At 55.6% G+C, this 22,057-nt stretch carries 10 protein-coding genes and 5 pseudogenes; 4 read left to right on the forward strand and 11 right to left on the reverse strand.

What is annotated here, in order from left to right; translation table 11 throughout:
• Window positions 1–68: 68 nt before the first annotated feature.
• The 3 genes from FDY98_RS00710 to FDY98_RS00720 form a co-directional block, all read right to left on the reverse strand.
• Window positions 69–7,871: a CBM35 domain-containing protein gene (locus FDY98_RS00710; protein ID WP_340146619.1), complete on the reverse strand. Its 7,803-nt coding sequence runs from the start codon at window positions 7,869–7,871 to the stop codon at window positions 69–71.
• Window positions 7,841–8,779: a hypothetical protein gene (locus tag FDY98_RS00715; protein WP_155705658.1), complete on the reverse strand. Its 939-nt coding sequence runs from the start codon at window positions 8,777–8,779 to the stop codon at window positions 7,841–7,843. The genes FDY98_RS00710 and FDY98_RS00715 overlap by 31 nt, the downstream gene beginning before the upstream one ends.
• Before the next feature lie 118 nt (window positions 8,780–8,897).
• Window positions 8,898–9,128, reverse strand: coding sequence for a hypothetical protein (locus tag FDY98_RS00720; RefSeq protein ID WP_155705659.1), 231 nt, complete (start codon window positions 9,126–9,128; stop codon window positions 8,898–8,900).
• 696 nt (window positions 9,129–9,824) lie between these two features.
• Between FDY98_RS00720 and FDY98_RS00725 the strand changes: the two are divergent.
• The 3 genes and pseudogenes from FDY98_RS00725 to FDY98_RS00735 all read left to right on the forward strand — a co-directional run bounded on the left by FDY98_RS00725 (window position 9,825) and on the right by FDY98_RS00735 (window position 12,915).
• Window positions 9,825–10,713: pseudogene (locus FDY98_RS00725) on the forward strand (sugar nucleotide-binding protein).
• Window positions 10,710–11,444 (forward strand): lysophospholipid acyltransferase family protein, encoded by a 735-nt coding sequence (locus FDY98_RS00730; RefSeq protein ID WP_022520897.1) that lies wholly within the window; start codon window positions 10,710–10,712, stop codon window positions 11,442–11,444. Before FDY98_RS00725 ends, FDY98_RS00730 begins: the two are co-directional and overlap by 4 nt.
• Before the next feature lie 113 nt (window positions 11,445–11,557).
• Window positions 11,558–12,915, forward strand: a protein-coding gene (locus FDY98_RS00735; protein ID WP_223827930.1) for an IS3 family transposase whose coding sequence is annotated in 2 segments (ribosomal slippage) — window positions 11,558–12,037 and window positions 12,040–12,915 — 1,356 coding nt in all. Because the reading frame shifts where the segments join, the coding sequence is not laid out codon by codon here.
• 80 nt (window positions 12,916–12,995) lie between these two features.
• Here the strand turns inward: FDY98_RS00735 and fabB are convergent.
• Together fabB and fabA are read right to left on the reverse strand one after the other, a co-directional pair.
• A pseudogene (fabB, locus tag FDY98_RS00740) lies at window positions 12,996–14,212 on the reverse strand (beta-ketoacyl-ACP synthase I).
• Between the two features lie 13 nt (window positions 14,213–14,225).
• A pseudogene (fabA, locus tag FDY98_RS00745) lies at window positions 14,226–14,742 on the reverse strand (3-hydroxyacyl-[acyl-carrier-protein] dehydratase FabA).
• A gap of 281 nt (window positions 14,743–15,023) precedes the next feature.
• Between fabA and FDY98_RS00750 the strand changes: the two are divergent.
• Window positions 15,024–16,866, forward strand: a pseudogene (locus tag FDY98_RS00750) (putative bifunctional diguanylate cyclase/phosphodiesterase).
• On the opposite strand, the gene FDY98_RS00755 reads toward FDY98_RS00750, so the two are convergent.
• From FDY98_RS00755 to FDY98_RS00780, 6 genes and pseudogenes are all read right to left on the reverse strand, one after another.
• Entirely contained in the window at window positions 16,844–17,353 is a 510-nt protein-coding gene (locus FDY98_RS00755) for a DUF2878 domain-containing protein (protein ID WP_022520893.1), read from the reverse strand. The pseudogene FDY98_RS00750 and the gene FDY98_RS00755 sit on opposite strands and share 23 nt — an antisense overlap.
• Window positions 17,354–18,623: pseudogene (locus FDY98_RS00760) on the reverse strand (class I SAM-dependent methyltransferase).
• A complete protein-coding gene (locus tag FDY98_RS00765) occupies window positions 18,620–19,417 on the reverse strand; it encodes a DUF1365 domain-containing protein (protein WP_241254316.1) in 798 nt (265 codons plus the stop codon). Before FDY98_RS00765 ends, FDY98_RS00760 begins: the two are co-directional and overlap by 4 nt.
• A complete protein-coding gene (locus FDY98_RS00770; protein ID WP_101148325.1) occupies window positions 19,417–20,784 on the reverse strand; it encodes an NAD(P)/FAD-dependent oxidoreductase in 1,368 nt (455 codons plus the stop codon). Before FDY98_RS00770 ends, FDY98_RS00765 begins: the two co-directional genes overlap by 1 nt.
• Window positions 20,781–21,566: an SDR family NAD(P)-dependent oxidoreductase gene (locus FDY98_RS00775; protein WP_022520890.1), complete on the reverse strand. Its 786-nt coding sequence runs from the start codon at window positions 21,564–21,566 to the stop codon at window positions 20,781–20,783. Before FDY98_RS00775 ends, FDY98_RS00770 begins: the two co-directional genes overlap by 4 nt.
• Before the next feature lie 36 nt (window positions 21,567–21,602).
• The gene (locus FDY98_RS00780) at window positions 21,603–22,034 is read right to left on the reverse strand and encodes a nuclear transport factor 2 family protein (RefSeq protein WP_022520889.1); all 432 of its coding nucleotides are present in this window, start codon (window positions 22,032–22,034) and stop codon (window positions 21,603–21,605) included.
• Window positions 22,035–22,057 lie beyond the last annotated feature (23 nt).

The following is a 22,057-nucleotide window of genomic DNA, read 5'->3' on the forward strand; positions in this document are numbered from 1 at the left end:
CTGCAGCCAGTGTCAGGCCAGCGAAGATATCGGGATCGACGAGAGTGAAGGGGCCATCAAGATCGGCGTCAATAAAACCAGCTCGTTGGTGCCGGTATTGCTGATAGTGACCGTGGCATCCTCTTTATAGTCACGGTTAGGGTTGGAGGCGCTGTCGTTCTCCAGGTAGCTGAAGTGCAAGCGGTCGGAGTAGTAGGCCGCATCGTTGCTCTGGATACCGATACCTGCATCGGGGTCGCCGGGGCGGGCGAGATATCAAGGTAGTCGATTTCATCGACGCCATCCGCCGTGGAAACAACCCGCAGGTTGTAGGTGAGTCCCGCCTGAAGCTCGATATAGGCGGACTGCTCGCCGGCCTCGCCAACGCCTGGGAAACTCATCTCATCCACCGGCTGCCCGTTGAGCAGCAGCGTCAACGCACCACCATCCGGTGCGCCCGCATTGGCGGCCAGGTCAAGTTTGTAGGCGCCGCCCTCATTCACCGTGAAGTAGAAGTCGGCGGTACGGTCATTGACAGCCCGAGCACTATCGCCGCTTTCCAGCTCGATACGGCCACTGCCATCAATGTCTGCGTAAACGGGCTCGAAGGTATCCAATGGGGTATCCGCGATGCGCAGCAGGTCGACATTGGGGCCATTGGCCCCCGGGGCTGTGACGGTAATAGTATTGCTGCCTGTGCCCAGGGTTAACTCGGTTGACTGGAAGAACCAGTTATCCTCAGCTTCGTTACTCTGACCTGGGAAATTGAGCGTGCCAATATCGATACCGTTGACGGTGACTACCATTGGACGGTCAGCCTTGGAGGCTGCCAGGGCATAGCGGAAGCCAACGTCGTAGGTGCCAGCCTCATCGACCTCTACTGTCCAGGTAATACTCTGGTCGCTGGTGCCATTGAAATCGACGAACCCTTCACCCGAGGCGTTGCGGTCATCCTCACTGTTGGTGATAATCACCGGCCCATCGAGCTGAGCGTTTTCAGCTTCGTAGTCGGTGTAGCCGGGCGATGTGTCTTCGGGGGCCTGTAGGATCTCCAACTGGTCGATATTGGGGCCCGTATTATTGACGGCCTGGAAGCGTACCGTATTAAGCCCTGATACCAGCGACGCTGGGATATCCAGCGTTAGCCACTCGTTCCAGGCATCATCGCCAGTGACGCCAGCGGGTGGGCTGAAGCCGAAGGTACCTACGCTAACGTTATTGACGAATACTTCCAGCGGGCGATTAACCGTGTCGCCGTTACCGTAGCGAACTCGCAGCACTGAATCACCCGCATCGGCCCCTGATAGCTCGAAACTGAAGGTGATAAAGTCGCTATTCGTACTGCCAAAATCGGCATAGCCGCCTAATACGCCATCGGTATCATCATTGTTACCGTCCAAACCGAAGGCGCCAGGGCGGACACCGGTTGGCTGGTTGGCTTCGGGGTTATTCACCGTGCGGATTTGAATCTCAGCACCACCACCTTGAGCAATTGATACGCTGGTACCATCGTTGGGCGTATTGTCTTCTGCCTGAATAGTGAGTAGCGACACCAGCTCATCATCAGGCTCTTCTGGGTCAACGATGACACCTCCAGGAGCGGGGTCGAGGCGAATGATCTGGCTCTGACCGTTGTTGCGGTTCAGCGTCAGCAGGTAGAGCTGGCCGGTGGCCGGGTTTTCGATAATATCCAGCGGGTCTATGTAGGTGATAACGTTACCATTCACATCGCGGAGCACTTCGTCCCCAGTGATGTTGCCTGCGGCGTCGAAAGTAATGGAGCGTATATCGTCACCACCAGAATATTCGGTGAACAGCACGCTGCCTTGCAGGTTGCCGCCAAACACGCCGCTGGTGTACTCGGTGACGCCGTTGGGAGAACGGTTCTCGCCTAACGAATAGACTCCCTCGATGTCGTAGTTGGGGTCAGGGTCTTGGCCGGCAGGGTAGTTACCTACCTGGTTGGCATCGTTGCCTGCGGTTGGGTTACCGCCATTGAGGATAAACTCATCGCGCAGGGGGTTGGGATGTCCGTAATAGCCTCCTTCCTTAACCGTAAACAGGTAGTCGTCCTGTTTTTCGACGTTACTTACGTACTCATTTTGCGGTGTTGAGGGGTCATCCGGTACGTTGCCGCCGGCCGCCGAGCCGTTGGTCGGGACGTAGAGATTGCCATTGGAGTGCCACACTAGGTCATAGGCATTGCGTACGCCGGTGGCAAAAATCTTGACCACAGCGTCATCGGCGAAAGGATCATAATAACTCTCGATTAAGTTACTATCGGAATCCTCTACTGTTGCGGTACCGTTGGCCGCGAAGACCAGAAAACGGTCATCACCCATGGCAATCGGGTCTGCCTTGAAATCAACGCCGTCATCGTCGGTGAAACGGCGGTTGAAGCCATCCTCAGGCAAGGGCTCGGTGGTTACATCAAAGCCACCTGCTGGCGCTTCACGGGTCGGATCTATTTCCATGACAGCGGCACTGAGCAGGCGCTCCGGACGGTTACCCCAAGCACTATCGGGTGCCCCCATCGCCGAGTTCGATCCCTGAAGTAGATACAGCAAGTGGCTCGGTACGTCTGGGTTGGTGTTGGCGTCGAATTCGGGGTTGGCGCGGAATTCGAGGCTATTGGTAACGTGGTCGCCGTTGGAGCGCGGCAGTCCGGTGATATAGGCTTCAGCAGTGGCGTTGAAAGCGTCACCTTCTTCCAGGGTAATCTTGGAAATGCGTCCACTGAAATCGGGGACGCCATTATCACGCCCTTCAAGTGGAATCGGATAGTTATCGCTTACCCACAGGACATTGGGATCGGTAGGGTCGAAGGTTAGGCCGATAATGCCCCGCGATCCTGCCGAATCCCCTGCAAAATAGTCGAGTGCCAACACTTGCTCATTGGAGAGCGCGCCGGTTTGCGGGTTAACGTCGTAACGCTTGATCTCGCCCAGCATATTCGAGATGTACATCTTGCTACCATCAGGTGATAGCTCCAGCGAGGTGAATTGGTAAGCGTTGTCAGCAGCGCCGTTGAGCTCAATGACATCGTTGAACGCTACTTCTCTTGGCACAATTTCAGAGGCTTCACCGGTGACAAAAGTGTTGGTGAATTTCTGAAATTCCCGGGTCGGTGCGTCTGGGTCGTCATTGGCGCCACGATCCTGAAAGCCTTCGATGACCAGGGTGTAGCTGGTGAACTCTTTGAGCATGCTGTTGGGAGAAATCGTCAACGAATCGAAGCCGCCGGTAGTGTTGACGTTGAGAGCTACCTCTTCGCCGCTGACAGTTTCGAAGAGCCGTACGGAGCCGTCACCTAAGCTTTCCAGCAGGGCACCGCCACGGCCATCGACGACCGAGATGCCCACGAAAATATCCGAATCGGGATCGACGCCGGTGGGGGGCGTGCCGTCTTCGGCGTCTAACTCGACCCGAATCTCGTTCTCGCCCACTCCAGCGATGGCACGCGGGTCGGTGAAGAAGGCGTAATCTTCCGGTGCCTCACGGTCATCCTCCGGTGTCAGGTCGGGAATCGACTGGATCTCGATATACTGGACCTCGGTATTATCACCAAGGCCAATCGAATCCAGGGTCAAGCGGCCATCGGTAACCTGTACCACGCGGGTGACCAACTCGGAGCGGAAGCCTTCGGTGTCGTTGCTGGGGCTATTGTCGGCTGGAAAATCATCGGGCCGGAACGGCGTAAAGGGGGTGCTGAATTGCTCACCTTCGGCGTTGATCAGATTGACGCTGTCGTAAGGCCCTGAGGTATCGCCGATAGAAATCGTGACCTCATAATAGCCGTCGTCCAGTTCCATTTCCCATCCGGCGCGTACATAGCCTTCCGCAGGCTGGTCGAAGTGAGCGTAGGTGCCCTGGCGAGGATCAAGCCCGGCAATCTCATCGGTACGGTCGTTGACGGCGACACTGGAGAGGGTATTGATCGCCATCGGTATAGTGCCATTTTCGGTGCCATCGGCGATGGAGGCCTCGGTAACCCAGCCGTACTGGTAAACTTGGCCATCGATCTCGACGGATTGATCGCCAAACGCTAAGCCGGTATCGGCGATATAGCCTTCCGGAGTGGCAAAGCCATCGGGCTCGAAATTAATCTTGACGGCAAAGCGCTCACCTGGCTCGACAACCGGTGGCTCTTGAGTACCCTCTCGGCTGACGCTCAGGCTATCAATATTGGGGCCGGCATTACCGACGTTCTCCAGCCGGATGGTGTTGTTGCCCGCCATCAGTTCCAGCTCAATGGTGGCGTCTTGCCAATTCACCCAGCCGTCGTTGCCTGCGCCAGTGGTGGGGAAGGCCAGTTGGCCCTGGGGGGCGCCACCTACCAGGAGAGTCATCGGTCGGCTAGCTCCGGCGCCATCACCGTTGGCATAGCGCACATTCAGGGTATAAGTGCCCGCTTCTTCGACGGCTACCTCAAAGAAGGCCGCATCACCGGCTTCGTTGCCCATATCGAGGTAGCCGCTGCCGGTAAAACCATCCCATAGGCCGTCCGGGCCAGCGGCTGCATTGGTTTCGGGATTGCTAGCGTCGCGAACCACTGTATCAGGGGTAGGCTCATCATCGTCGATGGTGAGCGCTTCACCCTGAATCTCAAACAGGAAGGGCTCGGTGGGTGTTTCACCGCCGTCGTCCTGCTGGTAGTTGAAGATAATCTGATCGATATTGGGGCCGTTATTGACACCGCCATCGGCCACTGCCGGTATGGCAAATGAGACGCTGTTGGGGCCAGCTTGAAGCTCCATCTCCACTTCAAGCTCTAGCCAGCTATCCCATGGGTCGTTGACGCCATCATTGACTGCCGGCGGGAAAGCCGCTTGGGGAACAGGCGTTCCATTGATCATTAGGTCAAGGGGGCGGGGCCCTGCGCTACCGTTGGCGTAACGAATTACCGCGGTGTAGGTGCCAGCTACCTCGGTTTCAACGTTGAAGATAACTTCGTCGCCGGGGTTTGTGCCAAAGTCCATATAGGCACCACCGACGGCTCCTTCGCGGTAATTAGTGAAGGCATCGGGATTATTAGGATCTACCACTCGCGTGAAATCGGCATTGGAGGGTAGGCCACTATCATTGACGGTGACCAGAGCAGCATCCTCTGCCTGGATAACGATGGGCGCGACAGTGTCTGGAACGGCATCATCCTCGCTTACGCTACCGCTGGCCGTCGCGGCGGCGCTGTCGATGGCGAAGCTGTCACCGGTGGCGCCGATAAGCGCGACCGTGACGTTTTCGCTACCGTTATCTTCGTCGTCGTTGGCGACATCAACCGCTAGGGTGGCGGCACCGTCGATAAAGGTGACCGTGCGGGTATCGGCAACGCCATCAATTTCCAGGGCAAGCTCCACGTCACCGCTAAAAGCGTTTGAGGCGCTCAATGCAAAGCTCAGCGTAGTGACGCCCTCATCGCCACTCTCTACCACCTGGTCGGCATCGGCGATGCCCAGCAGGATAGTCGGCTCCGGGTCTACACTGCCCGTGGGCACAAACTCGATATAGTCGATGCGCGCGTACTCCAACGCCGTCGAGCTGGCGCTGAGCGATAGGGTAGCGTCATCGCCCACGGTCACGTCGGCAAAGGTGGCAGTGCGAAAGTTTTGCGGCTGAACACCGTTGCCGCTGTCAGCGTCGTCATCGAATGTCCAGCTGCCGCTGAAGCTCTCGCCGTCGGCGTTACCGATACTTAGTTGGGCAGTGCTTTCACCGTCGCTCTCGTCGACATAGCCGACGATGACGGTATAGGTACCGGCGGCCACCTTGCCCTCCAGGGCGTAGCTGGCGGTACCTTCGCTGTTTCCGGGCAGACGAATAGCTTGGCCGCCATCGGCGGCGGCGATGTTTTCGATGGTGAAGGTGGTGGCAGTGTCGAACGCTTCGGCCTGTAGGCGAATTGATTCTACGGGGGGCTCTACTTCGTCATCTTCGCTTACGCTACCGCTGGCCGTCGCGGCGGCGCTGTCGATGGCGAAGGTGTCACCGGTGGCGCCGATAAGGGCAACCGTGACGGTTTCGCTACCGTTATCTTCGTCGTCGTTGGCGACATCAACGGCTAGGGTGGCGGCACCGTCGATAAAGCTGACCGTGCGGGTGTCGGCAATACCATCAATTTCCAGGGCTAGCTCCACGTCGCCGCTAAAAGCGTTTGAGGCGCTCAACGCAAAGCTCAGCGTGGTGACGCCTTCATCGCCACTCTCCACCACCTGGTCGGCATCGGCGATGCCCAGCAGGATAGTCGGCTCCGGGTCTACACTGCCCGTGGGCACAAACTCGATATAGTCGATGCGCGCGTACTCCAACGCCGTCGAGCTGGCGCTGAGCGATAGGGTAGCGTCATCGCCCACGGTCACGTCGGCAAAGGTGGTAGTGCGAAAGTTTTGCGGCTGAACACCGTTGCCGCTGTCAGCGTCGTCATCGAAGATCCAATTGCCGCTGAAGCTCTCGCCGGTGGCGTTACCGATACTCAACTGGGCACTACTTTCACCGTCGCTCTCGTCGACATAGCCGACGATGACGGTATAGGTACCGGCGGCCACCTTGCCCTCCAGGGCGTAGCTGGCGGTGCCTTCGCTGTTTCCGGGCAGGCGAATGGCCTGGCCGCCATCGGCGGCGGCGATGTTCTCGATGGTAAAGGTCGTGGCAGTGTCGAACGCTTCCGCCTGGAGGCGGATGGGATCGGCAGGCACTACCGCTTCGTCATCTTCACTGACGCTACCGCTGGCCGTCGCGGCGGTACTGTCGATGGCGAAGCTGTCATCGGTGGCGCCGATAAGGGCGACCGTGACGGTTTCGCTACCGTTATCTTCGTCGTCGTTGGCGACATCAACCGCTAGGGTGGCGACCCCGTCAGTGAAGGTGACCGTGCGGGTGTCGGCAACGCCATTAATTTCCAGGGTAAGCTCCACGTCACCGCTAAAAGCGTTTGAGGCGCTCAACGCAAAGCTCAGCGTGGTGACGCCCTCATCGCCACTCTCTACCACCGGGTCGGCATCGGCAATGCCCAGCAGGATAGTGGGCTCCGGATCTACGCTGCCGGTGGGCACAAACTCGATATAGTCGATGCGTGCGTACTCCAGCGCCGTCGAGCTGGCGCTGAGTGACAGGGTAGCGTCATCACCTACGGTCACGTCGGTAAAGGTGGCAGTGCGAAAGTTTTGCGGCTGAACACCGTTGCCGCTGTCGGCATCGTCGTCAAACGTCCAGTCGCCGCTGAAGCTTTCGCCTTCGGCGTTGCTGATGCTCAGTTGAGCAGTGCTTTCGCCATCGCTCTCGTCGATATAGCCGACGATGATGGTATAGGTACCGGCAGCCACCTTGCCATCGAGTGCATAGCTGGCCGTGCCTTCGCTGCTGCCGGGTAAGCGAATAGCTTGGCCGCCATCGGCGGCGGCGATGTTCTCGATGGTGAAGATTGTGGCAGTATCGAACGCCTCCGCCTGTAAACGGATGGGATCGGCGGGCTCGGGAGGAGGTGTAACGCTATCTTCAACATCACCAACGGCAATGACGAATGTTTCGCTAACACTCGCACCCGCCGGGTCAGTGGCGGTTATCTCGACGCTGACCGAGGTTGTCGTTTCAAAATCAAGGCTTGTGCCGCTTTTCAAGCGCAATACGCCGCTGACATCTACCTCGAAGCGCTCGTCGCTGACAGTAAAACTATGGGTGTCGTCATCCTGGTCTTCCACAATGAGCTGACCAATAACGGCGCCTTCCTGGTTTTCCAGCACGCTGTTGTTATCTAGCAGCAGGGCGTTGGGTGCGGAAGGCTCTGCCGCCACCAACGCCATCTCAATTTTATCGATATTGGGGCCGTTGGCGCGGCCGCCCAGCCGCAGTAAGTTTTCGCCAGCGGCTAGCGTGAATTCGAGTTTTCTGTCGTCCAACCTTCCCATTGCGTGGCAGCGGGCGTACTGGTAGTTACGCCGCTGGGCAGATCATCGAGATCATCGGGCATATAAAGGGCGGGCGTTGTTTCTGCAAATGCAAAGGTGCCAATACTCGTTAAGCCGCTGCCTTCGACCAGCGACAAATCAAGCGGCCTGCCGCTGGAACTGGCATAGGTCACGGTCATGGAATAGGTGCCTGCGACGGGGGCTTGATAAACAAATTCCCCATAAGCATCTACATTGCCAAATGCCCAATCCAGGTAGCTAGCCTCTTCGGCACCTACTCGAAAGGTGTCGTTGAGGCTTACGATATTGGCGGTAGTCACCGGGCGATTGGTATCGATGCCATCTGGGGTTAGGTCGGGTTCTGGTGACAAAAAAAGCTCTTCGCCTTGGATCACCTGACTGCCTAGCGCGGGTTTGCGGATCTCGAGATAATCCACATTGGGGCCGCTGAGGCCATTTGACGTAAAGCTGACGCTGTTTTGCCCCTCTTGAAGCTGCACAATAATGGTGCGTTCAGCGAAGGTAGTGAAGTCACTTGCATTATTATTGCCTTCGGGGCTGGTACTGCGTAGGTCAAACATGCGATCAACCAACTGATCATTCACTTCTAGACGCAGAGGGCGGTTACGTTCGCTGGCGACAGCATCGTTGTTTCGACTCAAGGCGTAGCTTACCGCCAGTTCATATTCACCCGCCTCCGGGACATCGATATTGAAGGTAAGAGTTTCACCACTCGGGCCGACAAAATCGGCATAGGCATTGCCATCAGCATTAACGGCATTGGGTTCACCGACGGCGGACGTGGTCACGCCGCCTGTCATAACAGCATAGTTGCTGTCGCCATCTGTATTGTCGGTATCTTCTGCCTGAATACGGATGGGGATGAAAACAGGGGGCACGGGAAGGCTTTCGGTGACTTCAAAGGTGACCGCCTCACTGCCAGCTTCAATTAAGTTGCCTCCACTGTCGAGTGCGCTAATCAGTAGTTGAACGTCACCATTGGTAAGGTTAGGGAGGTTATCGAAGAAAAGGTGGAGATGTTTTCGTGAGCGTTAGTGACTCACCCTCGCTATTAATGATGGTTAATTCGATTGATTCCGTAAGAGATAACGAATCAAGGGGGGTATTAATGATAGGAATGATACGGATTGCACTATTTTCTATTTCATCTACTGCCACTGTCTGTGCGCTGTTTAAGCCACGCTGGACTTCACCACTCGCTGCATCGACCCAAGAAATAGAGAACATAAGACACCCCTGTGATGTAATTAGCTAATTGCAGGCAACACCTGGCATATTAGGGTTGTTGATATTGAGAAGGTGCTGAGCATCAGATCCCCATGAGCCGTGTAGTGGCCACCTTGGCTCCATGCTCGTTACAATTTTCTACCTTAGTTAACCTCTCATATCTCACAAGGGTTAAATTTCTAATGTCGTTGTATTGTCTGATTGGTTTATTAAATATTATTTTTAGAAAGTAGAGGGTTATAGCTCATGTAATATGAGTGTTTGGTAAGTTGTTTAGAAATATGGCTAAAAAAATGATTATCTTATGATGAGGCTTTAGTTTTTTGGAGTTGATGATTGATTACTATTTGAACTCTTTTTACTGCCTATATAGTCAAGGATGTCATTAGAGAGTTATTAGTTTTTTAAGCAATAGACTGTGGTTGATTCCATCTCGTCACCAGTGTTTAAGGCGCTTTACTCTGATAATATCCATTATGCAGCTATTTAAGATTGGTTTTTCACGCGGTTTATTCTGACCGTAATAGCGGCCAAATTCGTCGGTCACGGCGGTGAGGAGGCTTCCTACGGGGGGCGAGAACCAGTAAAGTGTACCGCTCCTGTCGCCGAGCGGCAGCCATGAGCCTTATCTTGTACGACAGTGCCTAGATCTTGGGTGGTTGGCACTAATGTTTGTAAATTGTGCAGAGGATGGTTGTGAAACTTTTGATATTGGATGCCGGCCACTGCTTAAACTTGGCACTGGCTCGGGAAGCAAGCCGTCGCGCCGATACGGAGTTAGTCATTGAACAGGGTACAATCATTACCGCCTCTCGTCTTGAGGCGATAGCCCCCGACGCCGTGATTATTCCACCGTTGGCCCATCCACTGAATATGGCGCCAGCGGATGTGACGGCGCATGCCGATGCGGTAGATATTTGTCTGGATGCCTGCCAGGCGCAAGACGTAGCGTTGATATGGTGTGTCTCCGATCAGCTCTATGAAGATGGTTTGGATGTCCCCATTGATGAGCATGTGGTGCCCGCGCCACGGGATGATAGCTTGCGCCGTCTGGTGCAGACCGGTGATCGCATCCGTGCGGAGTTTCGGCGTCATTTGATTGTGCGCTTAGGCCCGCTGTTTGCGCTGGAAGGAAGCCATGCGTGGCTAAATGACATCATTGGTGATTTGGTACTCGGGAAGGCAGTGCGCGCTGCGGAGGATGTGATTTTTTGCCCGACCTCCGCGGATGCCGTTGCCATGGCGCTGATTGGCATGCTACAGCAGCAGGTCAGCGGTGCTGAGGCTTGGGGGCTTACCATCTTGCTGGCACCGAGCCGGTCAGCGCCTTTACCTTTACCTCCATGGTGCGTACTCAGCTGTTAACGCACCTTGAGGGGCGCGGTGAGCAGATTACCCTCGGCGAGGTTCAGCCGCTTAAACATCATCATGATGCAAAGCTACGCGCGTTTTGAACTGCCGGCGTGTGCTGGATGTGTTTGGCGTTCATCAAAAACCGTGGCGGTTAGAGGCTGGGCGTATGTTGGATACGTGGTGTTTAACCCGTGAAAGTAACCGTGTCAGCAATACAGGAGCGTCGGCTTGATAAATGTGGTTCGCAGCTTGGTCTTTTATGCTGGCTACTTTTTGGCCATGCTGATGATCGGCATCCTGTTTCTGCCCATTGCGCCGTTTCTTCCACTGTCTGGCCGCTACCGATTGCTTAATTTGTATAACTACTTTTTGATGGTGTGGTTTCGTATTGCCTGCGGGGTGCGCTACGACATCCAAGGGCGGGAAAACCTGCCCAGTGGCCCGTGTGTGATTCAAGCCAACCACCAGTGTGAGTGGGAAACCGTGTTTCTACAGGTGATGAAGCCACCGGTATGTACCGTGTTAAAGCGCGAATTACTGCGCCTGCCGATTTTTGGCTGGGGGTTGCGTCTGCTTCGCCCGATTAGTCTGGACCGCTCGAAACCAGCACGGGCGATGAAGCAAGTGCTTACTCAAGGCGTCGAGCGTTTGGGAACGGGGCTTTCAGTACTGATTTTTCCTGAAGGGACACGGGTAGATCCAGGCATCCGCAAACGCTATAACAAAAGTGGCAGCGTGGTGGCGTGTCGGGCAGGGGTGCCGGTATTGCCGGTGGCTCATAATGCGGGTGAACGCTGGCCAGGCCGCCACTGGGTTAAGCGGCCAGGCGTACTGCGTGTGCGCATTGGTAAGCCGATTGAAACAGCCGGGCGTATGCCCGATGAAGTGCTCGCAGACGTCGAGGCGTGGATTGAAGCGCAGTTACAGGAAATTTCAGACGTGCCACGGCCTACCTCTCGGTAACCGTCTTTTGCGTATACGTTACGCCTGTACATAAAAGCCTGAGCATAAAAACGGCGCCCAATTGAACTGCACCCCAAAAGTTGGACGCTCATCCAACGATTGGGGTGTTTTTCATGACGAAACATAATGAAGCGTTCAAGTTACTAGTAGTGCAACGCTACGCAGAAGGACAGCAGGGTTACAAGAGTCTGGCCAGACAGTACGGTCTTGGCCCTACAACCGTCAGGCGTTGGGTTAAACACTTTGAACAGCATGGTCTAAGTGGCTTGCAGAAAAAGTTCACCCACTACAGCGCTGAGTTCAAATTAGCGGTGTTGCAACAGATGAGGCAAGAGGAGCTATCAGCCTTACAAGCGACGACTCTGTTCGATATTCGAGGTGGTACGAGCGTCGTACGGCAGTGGGAAAGCCAGTATCATGAAGGAGGCTTCCAAGCGTTGGAGCCTAAAGCCCGAGGACGTCCGACGAAGATGCCTACAACAGAGCCCCCAAAGCCCCCACTTCCACTGACGGATAAGAGCTCGCTGGAGCAGCTGCTCCAAGAGAATGAGTACTTGCGTGCTGAGGTGGCCTACCTAAAAAAGTTGAGGGCCTTGCGTCAGGCAAAAGAACAAGCCGCGCAGAAAAAGCGCAGATAGTCCTTGAGCTGAAGCAAGGCCACCCTTTGGCGGTGCTGCTAAAAGTAGCAGAATTGTCGCGTAGTACGTTCTATTATCAGGCAAGGGCTCAGCAGTTGGAAGATCGGCATGCTGGTCTGAAGCGACGCATTCACGTCCTCTACGAGCATCACAAAGGCCGCTACGGTTATCGCCGAATCACAGCAGCGTTGCGTCAGTCGGGCGAGCAGGTCAACCATAAGACAGTCCAGCGCCTAATGCAGCATCTAGGCTTGAAGTCGCTGGTACGCCCGAAGAAATACCGCTCCTATCGTGGACAACAGGCCAGTGTTCCCAATCTTCTTGCCCGCCAGTTTCATGCTGAACGACCCAACCAAAAGTGGGTAACCGACGTCACGGAGTTTAATATCCGAGGCGAAAAGCTGTACTTGTCGCCTGTGATGGATCTCTACAACGGGGAAATCGTGTCCTACTCAATGCAGAAACAGCCGCAGTACTCGCTGGTAGGGGGGATGCTCAAGAAAGCCTTGGCTAAGTTGGCCGACCAAGACGCGCCTTTACTGCATTCTGATCAAGGCTGGCAATATCAGATGTCAGCTTACCGGCGTAAGCTCAGCGAGCATGGCGTGATTCAGAGCATGTCACGTAAAGGCAATTGCCTGGATAATGCCGCAATGGAGAGCTTCTTTGGTACGCTGAAGTCAGAATATTTTTACCTGAACCGCTTTGACACCATTGAGCAATTACAGGCGGGCATTCGGCACTATATCCATTACTACAATCACGAGCGGATTAAGACCAAATTAAAAGGCCTGAGTCCGGTGCAGTACCGAAATCAGGCCTTGGCTGCTTAGTTTTTCACTGTCCAAGTTTATGGGGTCAGTTCACAATGGGCGCCGTTTTTATGCTTATCATGCGAGTAGCCGTACTAGCGTTAGTCGTTGAAACGCTGGAAGACTAAACACGCATTGGTACCGCCAAAGCCGAAGCTATTAGACAAGGCACGTTCTATCGTCACGTCATCGCGGCGTTCGGTGACAATATCAAAGCCGTCGGCCTGCTCATCCAAATCGGTGATATTCGCTGAGGCGGCAACAAAGTTGTGTTGCATCATCAGCAGTGAGTAGATCGCTTCCTGTACACCGGTAGCCCCCAGGGAGTGGCCGTGAGCGATTTGGTCGAGCTCATGGCGGGTGTTGTATTCCCAAACACTTCGCGTATCGCCTTCAGTTCGGCAACATCGCCGACGGGTGTCGAAGTGCCATGGGTATTGATGTAGTCAATATCACCATCGACCGTTGCCATCGCCTGACGCATGCAACGCGTAGCACCTTCTCCCGAAGGGGCGACCATATCATGGCCGTCAGAAGTCGCGCCGTAACCCACCAGTTCGCCATAGATCTTGGCGCCGCGGGCTTTAGCGTGCTCGAGTTCTTCCAACACCAGCATGCCACCGCCGCCGGCGATAACAAAGCCGTCACGAGCTTTATCGTAAGGGCGTGAGGCCTTTTCAGGGGTATCGTTGTAGTGGGTAGAGAGCGCACCCATGGCATCAAACAAACAGGAGAGGGTCCAGTGCTCCTCTTCTCCGCCACCGGCAAATACCACATCCTGCTTGTTAAGCTGAATTTGTTCCATCGCGCTGCCAATACAGTGTGCGGAGGTCGCGCAGGCAGAAGAGATGGAGTAATTGACGCCTTTGATTTTAAACGGCGTTGCCAAGCACGCTGACACAGTGCTACCCATTGTCCGAGTGACGCGATAAGGACCAACGCGGCGCAGACCTTTTTCGCGCAGTATGTCGGCTGCTTCAACCTGATTAGCGCTTGAAGCACCGCCAGAGCCCGCAATAAGCCCCGTACGCTCGTTGGAGACCTGCGCTTCGCTTAGCCCAGCGTCTTCGATGGCTTGGGCCATAGAAACGTAAGCATAGGCCGCCGCGTCGCCCATAAAGCGGAGCAGTTTGCGGTCAATGAGTGCTTCAAGATCGATATCGACGCTGCCTGCCACATGGCTACGGAAGCCACGCTCGGCATACTCTTCCTTAAAACGAATACCGCTACGCCCAGTTTTGAGCGCGTCCAGGACCTGTCGTTGGTCGTTGCCAAGGCACGATACGATGCCAAGGCCGGTGACTACCACTCGTCGCATGGGAGCCTCCTGTTCAGAAATTCGCAGTGGAGGTAAATAGGCCAACGCGCAGATCATTAGCCTGATAAATGTCGCGTCCGTCGACGGTTACGGTGCCGTCGGCGATACCCAAGATAAGACGTCGGGTAATAATACGCTTAATATTAATGCTATAGGTCACTTTTTGTGCATCCGGCAGGATCTGTCCGCTGAATTTAACTTCGCCGCAGCCAAGCGCACGTCCGCGACCAGGGTGGCCTAGCCAGCCCAGGTAAAACCCGACTAGCTGCCACATGGCGTCTAACCACTAAACAGCCAGGCATAACGGGATCCCCAGGGAAGTGGCAGTCAAAGAACCACAAGTCAGGCGTGATATCCAGCTCGGCGATCAGCTCGCCCTTGCCATGCTCACCGCCCTCTTCGTGAATGTGCTTGATGCGATCAAGCATCAGCATGTTAGGAGCCGGGAGCTGTGCATTTCCGGGGCCGAATAGCTCGCCGCGGGAGCAGGCCAGCAGTTCTTCGCGATCAAAGGAATGTTGCTTGGTCACTGAATCGTTCCGAATATCAAATTGGTTGTGTGGCTAGTCTACTTCCCGAAACCGCTGAATGCACGTAACAGGCTATTTATCGTCCATCACTAGAGATTTTAGCGGGTTGGCCGATAGCACTAAAAGTGAGCGGCTTGGCTCATTAATAACCGATTATGCACAATAAGTGTTCCATTGCCGTAATATAGAGTATCCAAGTGACTTATTAGGCGGCATGATCAGCATGGCACCTAACGCTAATTTTTATCTGAGTTAATTTGTATAGGGTATAGCGAATCGCCATGTGGCTTCCTGTTTCACTCAATCGTCCGTTAGTTTGGGTCGCACTGACGGCGCTTCCCGCCTGTGTTTGGATACCTGATGCGATGCTACGTCTGGTGGCAGCATCGCTGGTCGCGCTTGGGCTGTGGGACGCCTGGAAACAAGTGCGTCAACAGCAGCTACGTCTGCGACTGTCGCAAGATACGTTAAGACTTGCCAGCGATGCCATGGTGATTAGCGATGCGCAAAATCGCGTGATGGTGGTTAACCCAGCATTTACCGAAATTACCGGCTATGCCAGCCAAGAGATTCAAGGGCTGAAGCTGGAGACACTGGCAGCCCCGCGCCATGACAAAGCCTTTTATCAAACGTTTTGGAGTACGCTAAAAAGCACCGGCCGCTGGGAAGGTGAAATGTGGAGCCGCCGTAAACACGGCGACGAGTACCCCGAGTGGCTAAAAGTCCGTGCCGTGACCGACAAACGCGGCAACATTACCCATTTTATTAATTTGTTTGCCGATATTTCGGCACAAAAAGCTCGTGAGCGCGATTTACGCCGTATCGGCTATGAGGACCCTCTCACTGGGCTGCCTAACCGTCGCCGTCTCCACGATCTGCTTGCCTCTCGGCTGCGCCATTTACGCGCAGGTGAGAGCCTGGATATGGCGCTGGTGGATATAGATGGTTTGAAATCAGTCAACGATAGCCTGGGGGTTGAGCAGGGTGATCGGCTGTTAGCACGTTTTGCCCAGCGGCTAACAGGCTATGTAGCAGGGAGCGTGGTAGGGCGCCTGGGCGGCGATGAGTTTATGGTAATCCGTACCACCACTTTTGACGATCACGACCAGTGGGTAGCCACCCTGCGTGAGCATATGAGTCGGCCCTTTGAAATTAACGACCACTCGCTGCGCTTAGGGCTCACGATTGGCAGCTGTCGCGTGCCTGAAGATGGTAACGACTCCGGCGTACTCTTCCAGCGCTTAGAGTCGGCGCTTTATAGCGCCAAACGGCTAGGACGTAACTTAAGTCAGCGCTTTCGCCCGGCGCTGGATAAGCAGGATAATCCTCAACTGGCGCTGGTCAGTGACCTGCGCGCCGCGCTTATTTCCGGTGACCAGTTGGAACTGCATTATCAAACCCAGCATGACCCTGCCAGCGGCGAGCTGGTGGGCATGGAGGCGTTACTGCGTTGGCGCCATCCCAAGGATGGCATGATTTCCCCAGGCGACTTTATTCCCTTGGCCGAGAGGCATGGTTTAATGAGTCAACTGGGAGCCTGGGTGATCGAAAAAGCCTGTGCCCAGCAGGGCCCATTGGCGTAATAGTGCTATGCCCAAGCTAACAATTTGGGTCAATATTTCGGCACTGCAGCTGTTTCAAGGTGACCTGGAGAGCCAACTGACGACCTGCCTAAAGCGTTACCAACTGAAGTCTTCGCAAATTGGCTTAGAGCTGACGGAGTCGGTGCTACTCGACGAGCGTGCGGGGGATATGGGGCCACGCTTGCAGGCGCTACGGGATCAAGGCTTTGCGATTGCCATCGACGACTTTGGTACGGGCTATTCGTCGCTTGGCTATTTGAAGCGCTTGCCGGTGGACAAAATTAAACTCGATCGGGCCTTCATTAAAGAGCTGCCGCACGATCAGGCGGACGCCTCGATTGTTAAGGCGGTGCTAGCGATGGCGGAAGGCATGGGGCTAGGAGTGATTGCCGAAGGTGTTGAAACCAAAGAGCAGTGTCAGTTCTTGGTTAATGCCGGGTGCACGTCCGTACAGGGGTTCTACTTTGCTCGGCCGCTTGCCGCCGCTGAGTTGGAAAAACGTCTGGTGCCTGCACCAGTCACCGTCCCCTCTGCCTCATAGGCTTAAAATAGCTAATACCCACACAAAGCAACGCCCAAACGAGCGCCTGAGCGGGCAGTAACCAAGCCGACAGGGTCACCTCTGCCAGTAGTGCGCCGCCATAATAAGAGAGTGGGCCACTAATGGCACCACATAGCGCGGCTAGCAGCGGGTAGCGCCACAGCCAGGCCAGTGAGTGATAGACCAGGGTGGCAAACAGCGGCCAGAGCATCCATAGCCATAGCGGCAGAAGCCCTAGCACCAGCGTTTGATCGTTAAAATCGAAACCACCTAGTAATTGCAAGCCTCCATCAATCACTAGTCCCAGCAGCGCAAATCCGGCGATAAAGCGCCACTCTCCGGGCCACGCGCAGCGCCATAGATGCCAGGCCAACAGGCTGCCCCCTGCAAAGGCTGCTACCCATGAACCACCGAGTACGCATAGTAGCCAGCCAGCCTCAAAGCGCAGGGCATTCAACACCAGCGTCTGCCACTTGCACGATACCATTTAGAGCGCGCCTGTGAGCGGAAGGGGTTTCGCCGCGGGTTTCGCCAGCAGTAGGTGGCAGGTGCCGATGGAGCGCTCGATAAAACCACCCTCGCAGTAGCACAGGTAGTAACGCCACATGCGAATAAAGCGCTCGTCGTAGCCCAGTGTTCTCACCTGCTCCAGGCTGGCTTCGAAGCGGTGGCGCCACTCGCGTAATGTACGCGGCGTAATGTGGGCCAATTTCATCCAGCGCGACGATGTTCAGCGACGTTTTACGCATAACGCTGGTTAACATGGCGTGGTGCGAGGGAAGAAAGCCGCCAGGAAAAATGTAGCGCTTGATAAAGTCCATATCGCGTTTAGCTTCTTCAAAGCGCTGATCGCGGATGGTGATGGCTTGCAGCATGGCCTGCCCATCGTCGGTCAGCAGGCTATCCAGCTTGTTGAGGTAGGTATCGAGGTACTGATGCCCCACCGCTTCAATCATCTCTACCGAAATGAGCCGGTCATAGCGGCCGGTCAATTCCCGGTAATCCTGCTTAAGCAGGGTAATTCTGTCCTCCAGCCCCTCTTCCATGATGCGTTTTGCTGTATGGGCGTGCTGCTCGTCCGAAATGGTGGTTGTGGTGACACGGCAGCCACGGGTTTTGGCTGCATGAATCGCCAGCCCTCCCCAGCCAGTGCCAATCTCTAGCAGGTGATGCTCGGGCTGCACATCGAGCTTTTCCAGCATCAAGTCGAGCTTGTAGGTAGAGGCCTCTTCCAAGCTGGCTTCGGGATAGGGAAACACGGCGCTTGAATACATCCAGTGGTGGCGATCTAAAAACGTCGAAAACAGATCGTTGCCAATATCGTAGTGGGCGGCAATATTGCGTTTCGAGCCAGTTAGGCTGTTGCGCTGAAAGCGGTAGGCGGCACCCAGCAGCCAGCGGGCAATGCGAGCGCTGCCGTTCTCCATTTTCCCATTCACATGCTCAAGGTTGGCAGCGAACAGCCGTACCAGGGCGACCAGATCGTCGGCGTCCCAATCGCCGTCCATATACGACTCGGCAGCTCCTACCGTGCCGCCAAAGGCGAGACGTTTCCAAGCGCGGGAGTGGCGTATCACCACGGTCACCTGCAGCGGGCCTTGCTGACCCAAGTGATGACACTGATTGCCCTCAATCAGGGTGATACGTCCGCCGCGAAAGGTGTCCAGTTGGGCCATTAGGCGTGGCTTTAGCCACTTGGTTAAGCGGCTTTCGGCAACCGGTTGAAGGTTAGGGGGCGTGGAACGCAGGGTCGTCACTTTGAAGTCTCCTTGCGCTTGGGGTGGTTATAAACGGGGACGCGCTTAAGCCACAGGCGAAGCGCTTCAAAATGAATACCCGCAATGGTTTTCAGGCTCATCCATGGCTGGCGAGCCAAGGCTTTTAGCAACGTGCCGCGGGTGGCGGGTGAGGCGTCAAGGGTCAACGTGGCATCAAAATGGCACTGCTGATCCTGCCAATTTTCCATATGCAGAAAGAGCTTTTCGCCGGGTGCATTAAACTTCCAACGGTAAGTCATCTCCATGGGGTTAAACGGCGAGACGTGGAGGTCTTTATCGAAATGCGCTTGGTGACTATGGCGTGAGGGATCCACCGCGCTGGCGTAGCAGGTGCGCTCACGCCAGGGCATATTGGTGACCTCACTTAATACGGCTGTCAGTCGCCCCAGGTGGTCGTAAGCGTAGTAGACGGAAATAGGGTTAAACATGCAGCCCAGCGTGCGTAGCTGGGTAAGCACGCAGATACGGCCATTAGGCGCGCTTCCCAACTGCCGAATTAGCTCTTCGCGAACGGCGGTTTTCAGCGGGCGATCAACCGGCCCCAGATAGTCTTCGCGACGAAAACGCGCCAGCGCAGGGCGACGGGCACTAAAGCCGGGCACCTTGTCGAACAGCTCGGGCAGCTCGTCCAGATCCAGCCAGGCCATCCATAGCTGGTAACTAAAGGCGTGGGATTTGGGCGTAAAGCGCCGGTGGCGTAGGGTGCCACGATAAATACGCGAGCGTGGCTGGGTGGTTATCCCAGCTGTCATTTCAGTCAGCATGCTAGCCATCAACTCAGCCCCTCGACACCTTGCGGCGTTAGCAGCTCATGGGCAGGCAGCGCGGAAGGTTGTGCAGGCGGCGGGGCGGCTTCATCACAGCCTAACGCTTGCGCCACCCGCAGTGCGCTCCACACGCCGTCTTCGTGGAAGCCGTTACGCCAGTAAGCACCGCAAAAGTGGGTGCGATGGGCCGTAGACGAAATGTCGGCGTGTCGCGCCTGAGCCGCCTGGCCAGCCAGGGTGAACTGGGGGTGTGCGTAAGTGTAGCGGCCCAGCACCTTGTTTGGATCAATGCTGGCGCTGTCGTTCAGGGTCACGCAAAAAGTGGTGTCGCTCTCTATCCGTTGAAGGATATTCATAGCGTAAGTGACCGATACCCGTGCTTCGCTATCGCGCTGATCCAGGCGGTAATTCCAGCTCGCCCAGGCGCGCTTGCGCCGCGGCAGCAGGGCGGTGTCGGTATGTAGCACCACTTCGTTATCCTGGTACGGCATGGCGCCGAGGATCGCTTTCTCGTCGCCGCTGGCGTCGCCCAGCATGGCAAGGGCCTGGTCGGCGTGGCAGGCGAGCACTACTTGGTCAAAGCGCTGGGTTCCGGAGGGCGTGGTGATACTAACGCCGGTACTGTTGCGGGTAATTCGGGTGACCGGTGTATTGAGGTGAATACGCGATGCATAGGGCGCCGTCAGACCGGGGATATAGCTTTTCGAACCGCCCACCAGGGTGTACCACTGGGGGCGATGGTTGACCGATAGCAGGCCGTGATTGCGAAAAAAACGCACAAAAAACGCCAGCGGGAAAGCGCGTAAATCACTGATGCTGGCCGACCAGATGGCAGCCCCCATGGGCAGTAAGTAGCGCTGCTGAAAATCGCGGTTGTAGTGGTTGCGATCCAGGTATTCACCCAGGGTTATATGTTCGGGAAGCTGTTGGCTCTCCAGCGCGTTGGTGGCCTGCTTGTTAAAGCGCAGAATGTCGCCCAGCAGGCGATAAAAAGAGGGATTAAACAAATTGCGTCGTTGGGCAAACAGCGAGCCCAAGGTATGACCGTTGTACTCAAAATCCCGCGCTGTTTCATGTACCGAGAAACTCATTTCGGTGGCTTGTGAGGCGACGCCCAGGGTGGCCATAAGGCGCTGAAAGTGCGGATAGGTCCAGTCGTTAAAGACAATAAAGCCGGTATCAATAGCGTAGGAGTCTTCCGCAACGTTCACGTCCATGGTGGCGGTGTGCCCTCCCAGGCGTGAATCTGCTTCAAACAGCGTGACGTCATGTTGGGCGGAGAGGTACCAGCCTGCTGCCATGCCGCTAATACCGCTGCCAACAATGGCAATACGTTGTGATGCCCCAGAACTTTGCGATGCCATGGCGCTCATGACGACTCCTTTTGGCTGCGGGTCATGCGCAGGCCAATCTGACGGCGCACAGTGGGGGGCAAAATGCCCAGCAATTTGACCAGATAGGTAAACCGGCGTGGAAAGTGGATATCCAGCCGCCCCTTCACCAGCCCCGCGATAATGGCATCAGCTGCTTGCTCTGCCGTTACCTGCATCGGCATAGGGAAGTCATTACGTTCGGTGAGCGGCGTTTTCACAAAGCCAGGGTGGATCAGGCTGACCTCAATGCCCTCCTGATCAAGGTCTAAGCGCAGCGACTCTAAAAAGTAACTTACCGCGGCTTTAGACGCCCCATAGGCTTCCGCACGAGGTAGCGGTAAATAGGCTGAAGCGCTGGAGGTGGCGGCTAACCGAGCCAGGAGACCCTCTTTGCGCGCCGCGCGCAACAGCGGCAGTGCGGCTTCGACGCCGTACAAAGTGCCGAATAGATTGGGCTTCAAAACCCGCTCGACTAAGTCCATATCGAACTGCTGAGCATTCAGATATTCGCAGGTGCCGGCATTAAAGAGCGCCAAATTTAACGCCCCGAGCTGCTCGCGGATGTCGTTACCCGCCTTGAGCACTGCTTGACGGTCGCTGATATCCAGCGGGAGAGGGTGGGCATTGGGGTGGCCCCGGCACAGAGCTTCGAGTGCTTCGTCACTGCGCGCGCTAAGCACTACCTGGTGGCCTTGGGCGATGAGCTTACGCGCAAGCGCTTCACCAATGCCGGAGGTGGCACCGGTTAACCAAATGCGTTGGGGCGTTTTCCATGTGCTCATTAAGCCTCCTCGGGTGCCCTGCGGTGATGTTATCGCTTAGGCAAGGCGTTTTTTTAACCAGCGAATGGCGCTTCCCATCAGCGGTAAATGTTCGTAAAGCATGGCGCCCGCATCAAAATAATCGCGATGACGCTCCACGCGCCCATCGGCGGCAAAGGTAAGTGCGCTACAGCCTTCCACATTGACAGGCTGGCCACCTGCCAATCGGGGATGAATAAACGTCATGCTCCAGGTGACAAATGCTTGCTGACCCTGTAACTGTCGAGTGTGGTAAGTGAAGTGGCACTGCTCGACATTTTCATACATGGTTGAAAAATAAAGCGCTAACGCGTCGCGACCTTCAATATGGTGCAGCGGGTCACTAAAAATTATATTTTCAGTATATACCTCGTATAGCTTTTCTGTACAGGTATTGTCTAGTTTATTAAAAAAGGCGCAGAAGGCCTCTAATACCGCAGGCTCAGCCATCACGGTCTCCCTAGTAGTTGCTA

It is taken from the genome of Halomonas sp. PA16-9, assembly GCF_009728585.1.
Taxonomy (GTDB): Bacteria; Pseudomonadota; Gammaproteobacteria; order Pseudomonadales; family Halomonadaceae; genus Vreelandella; species Vreelandella titanicae.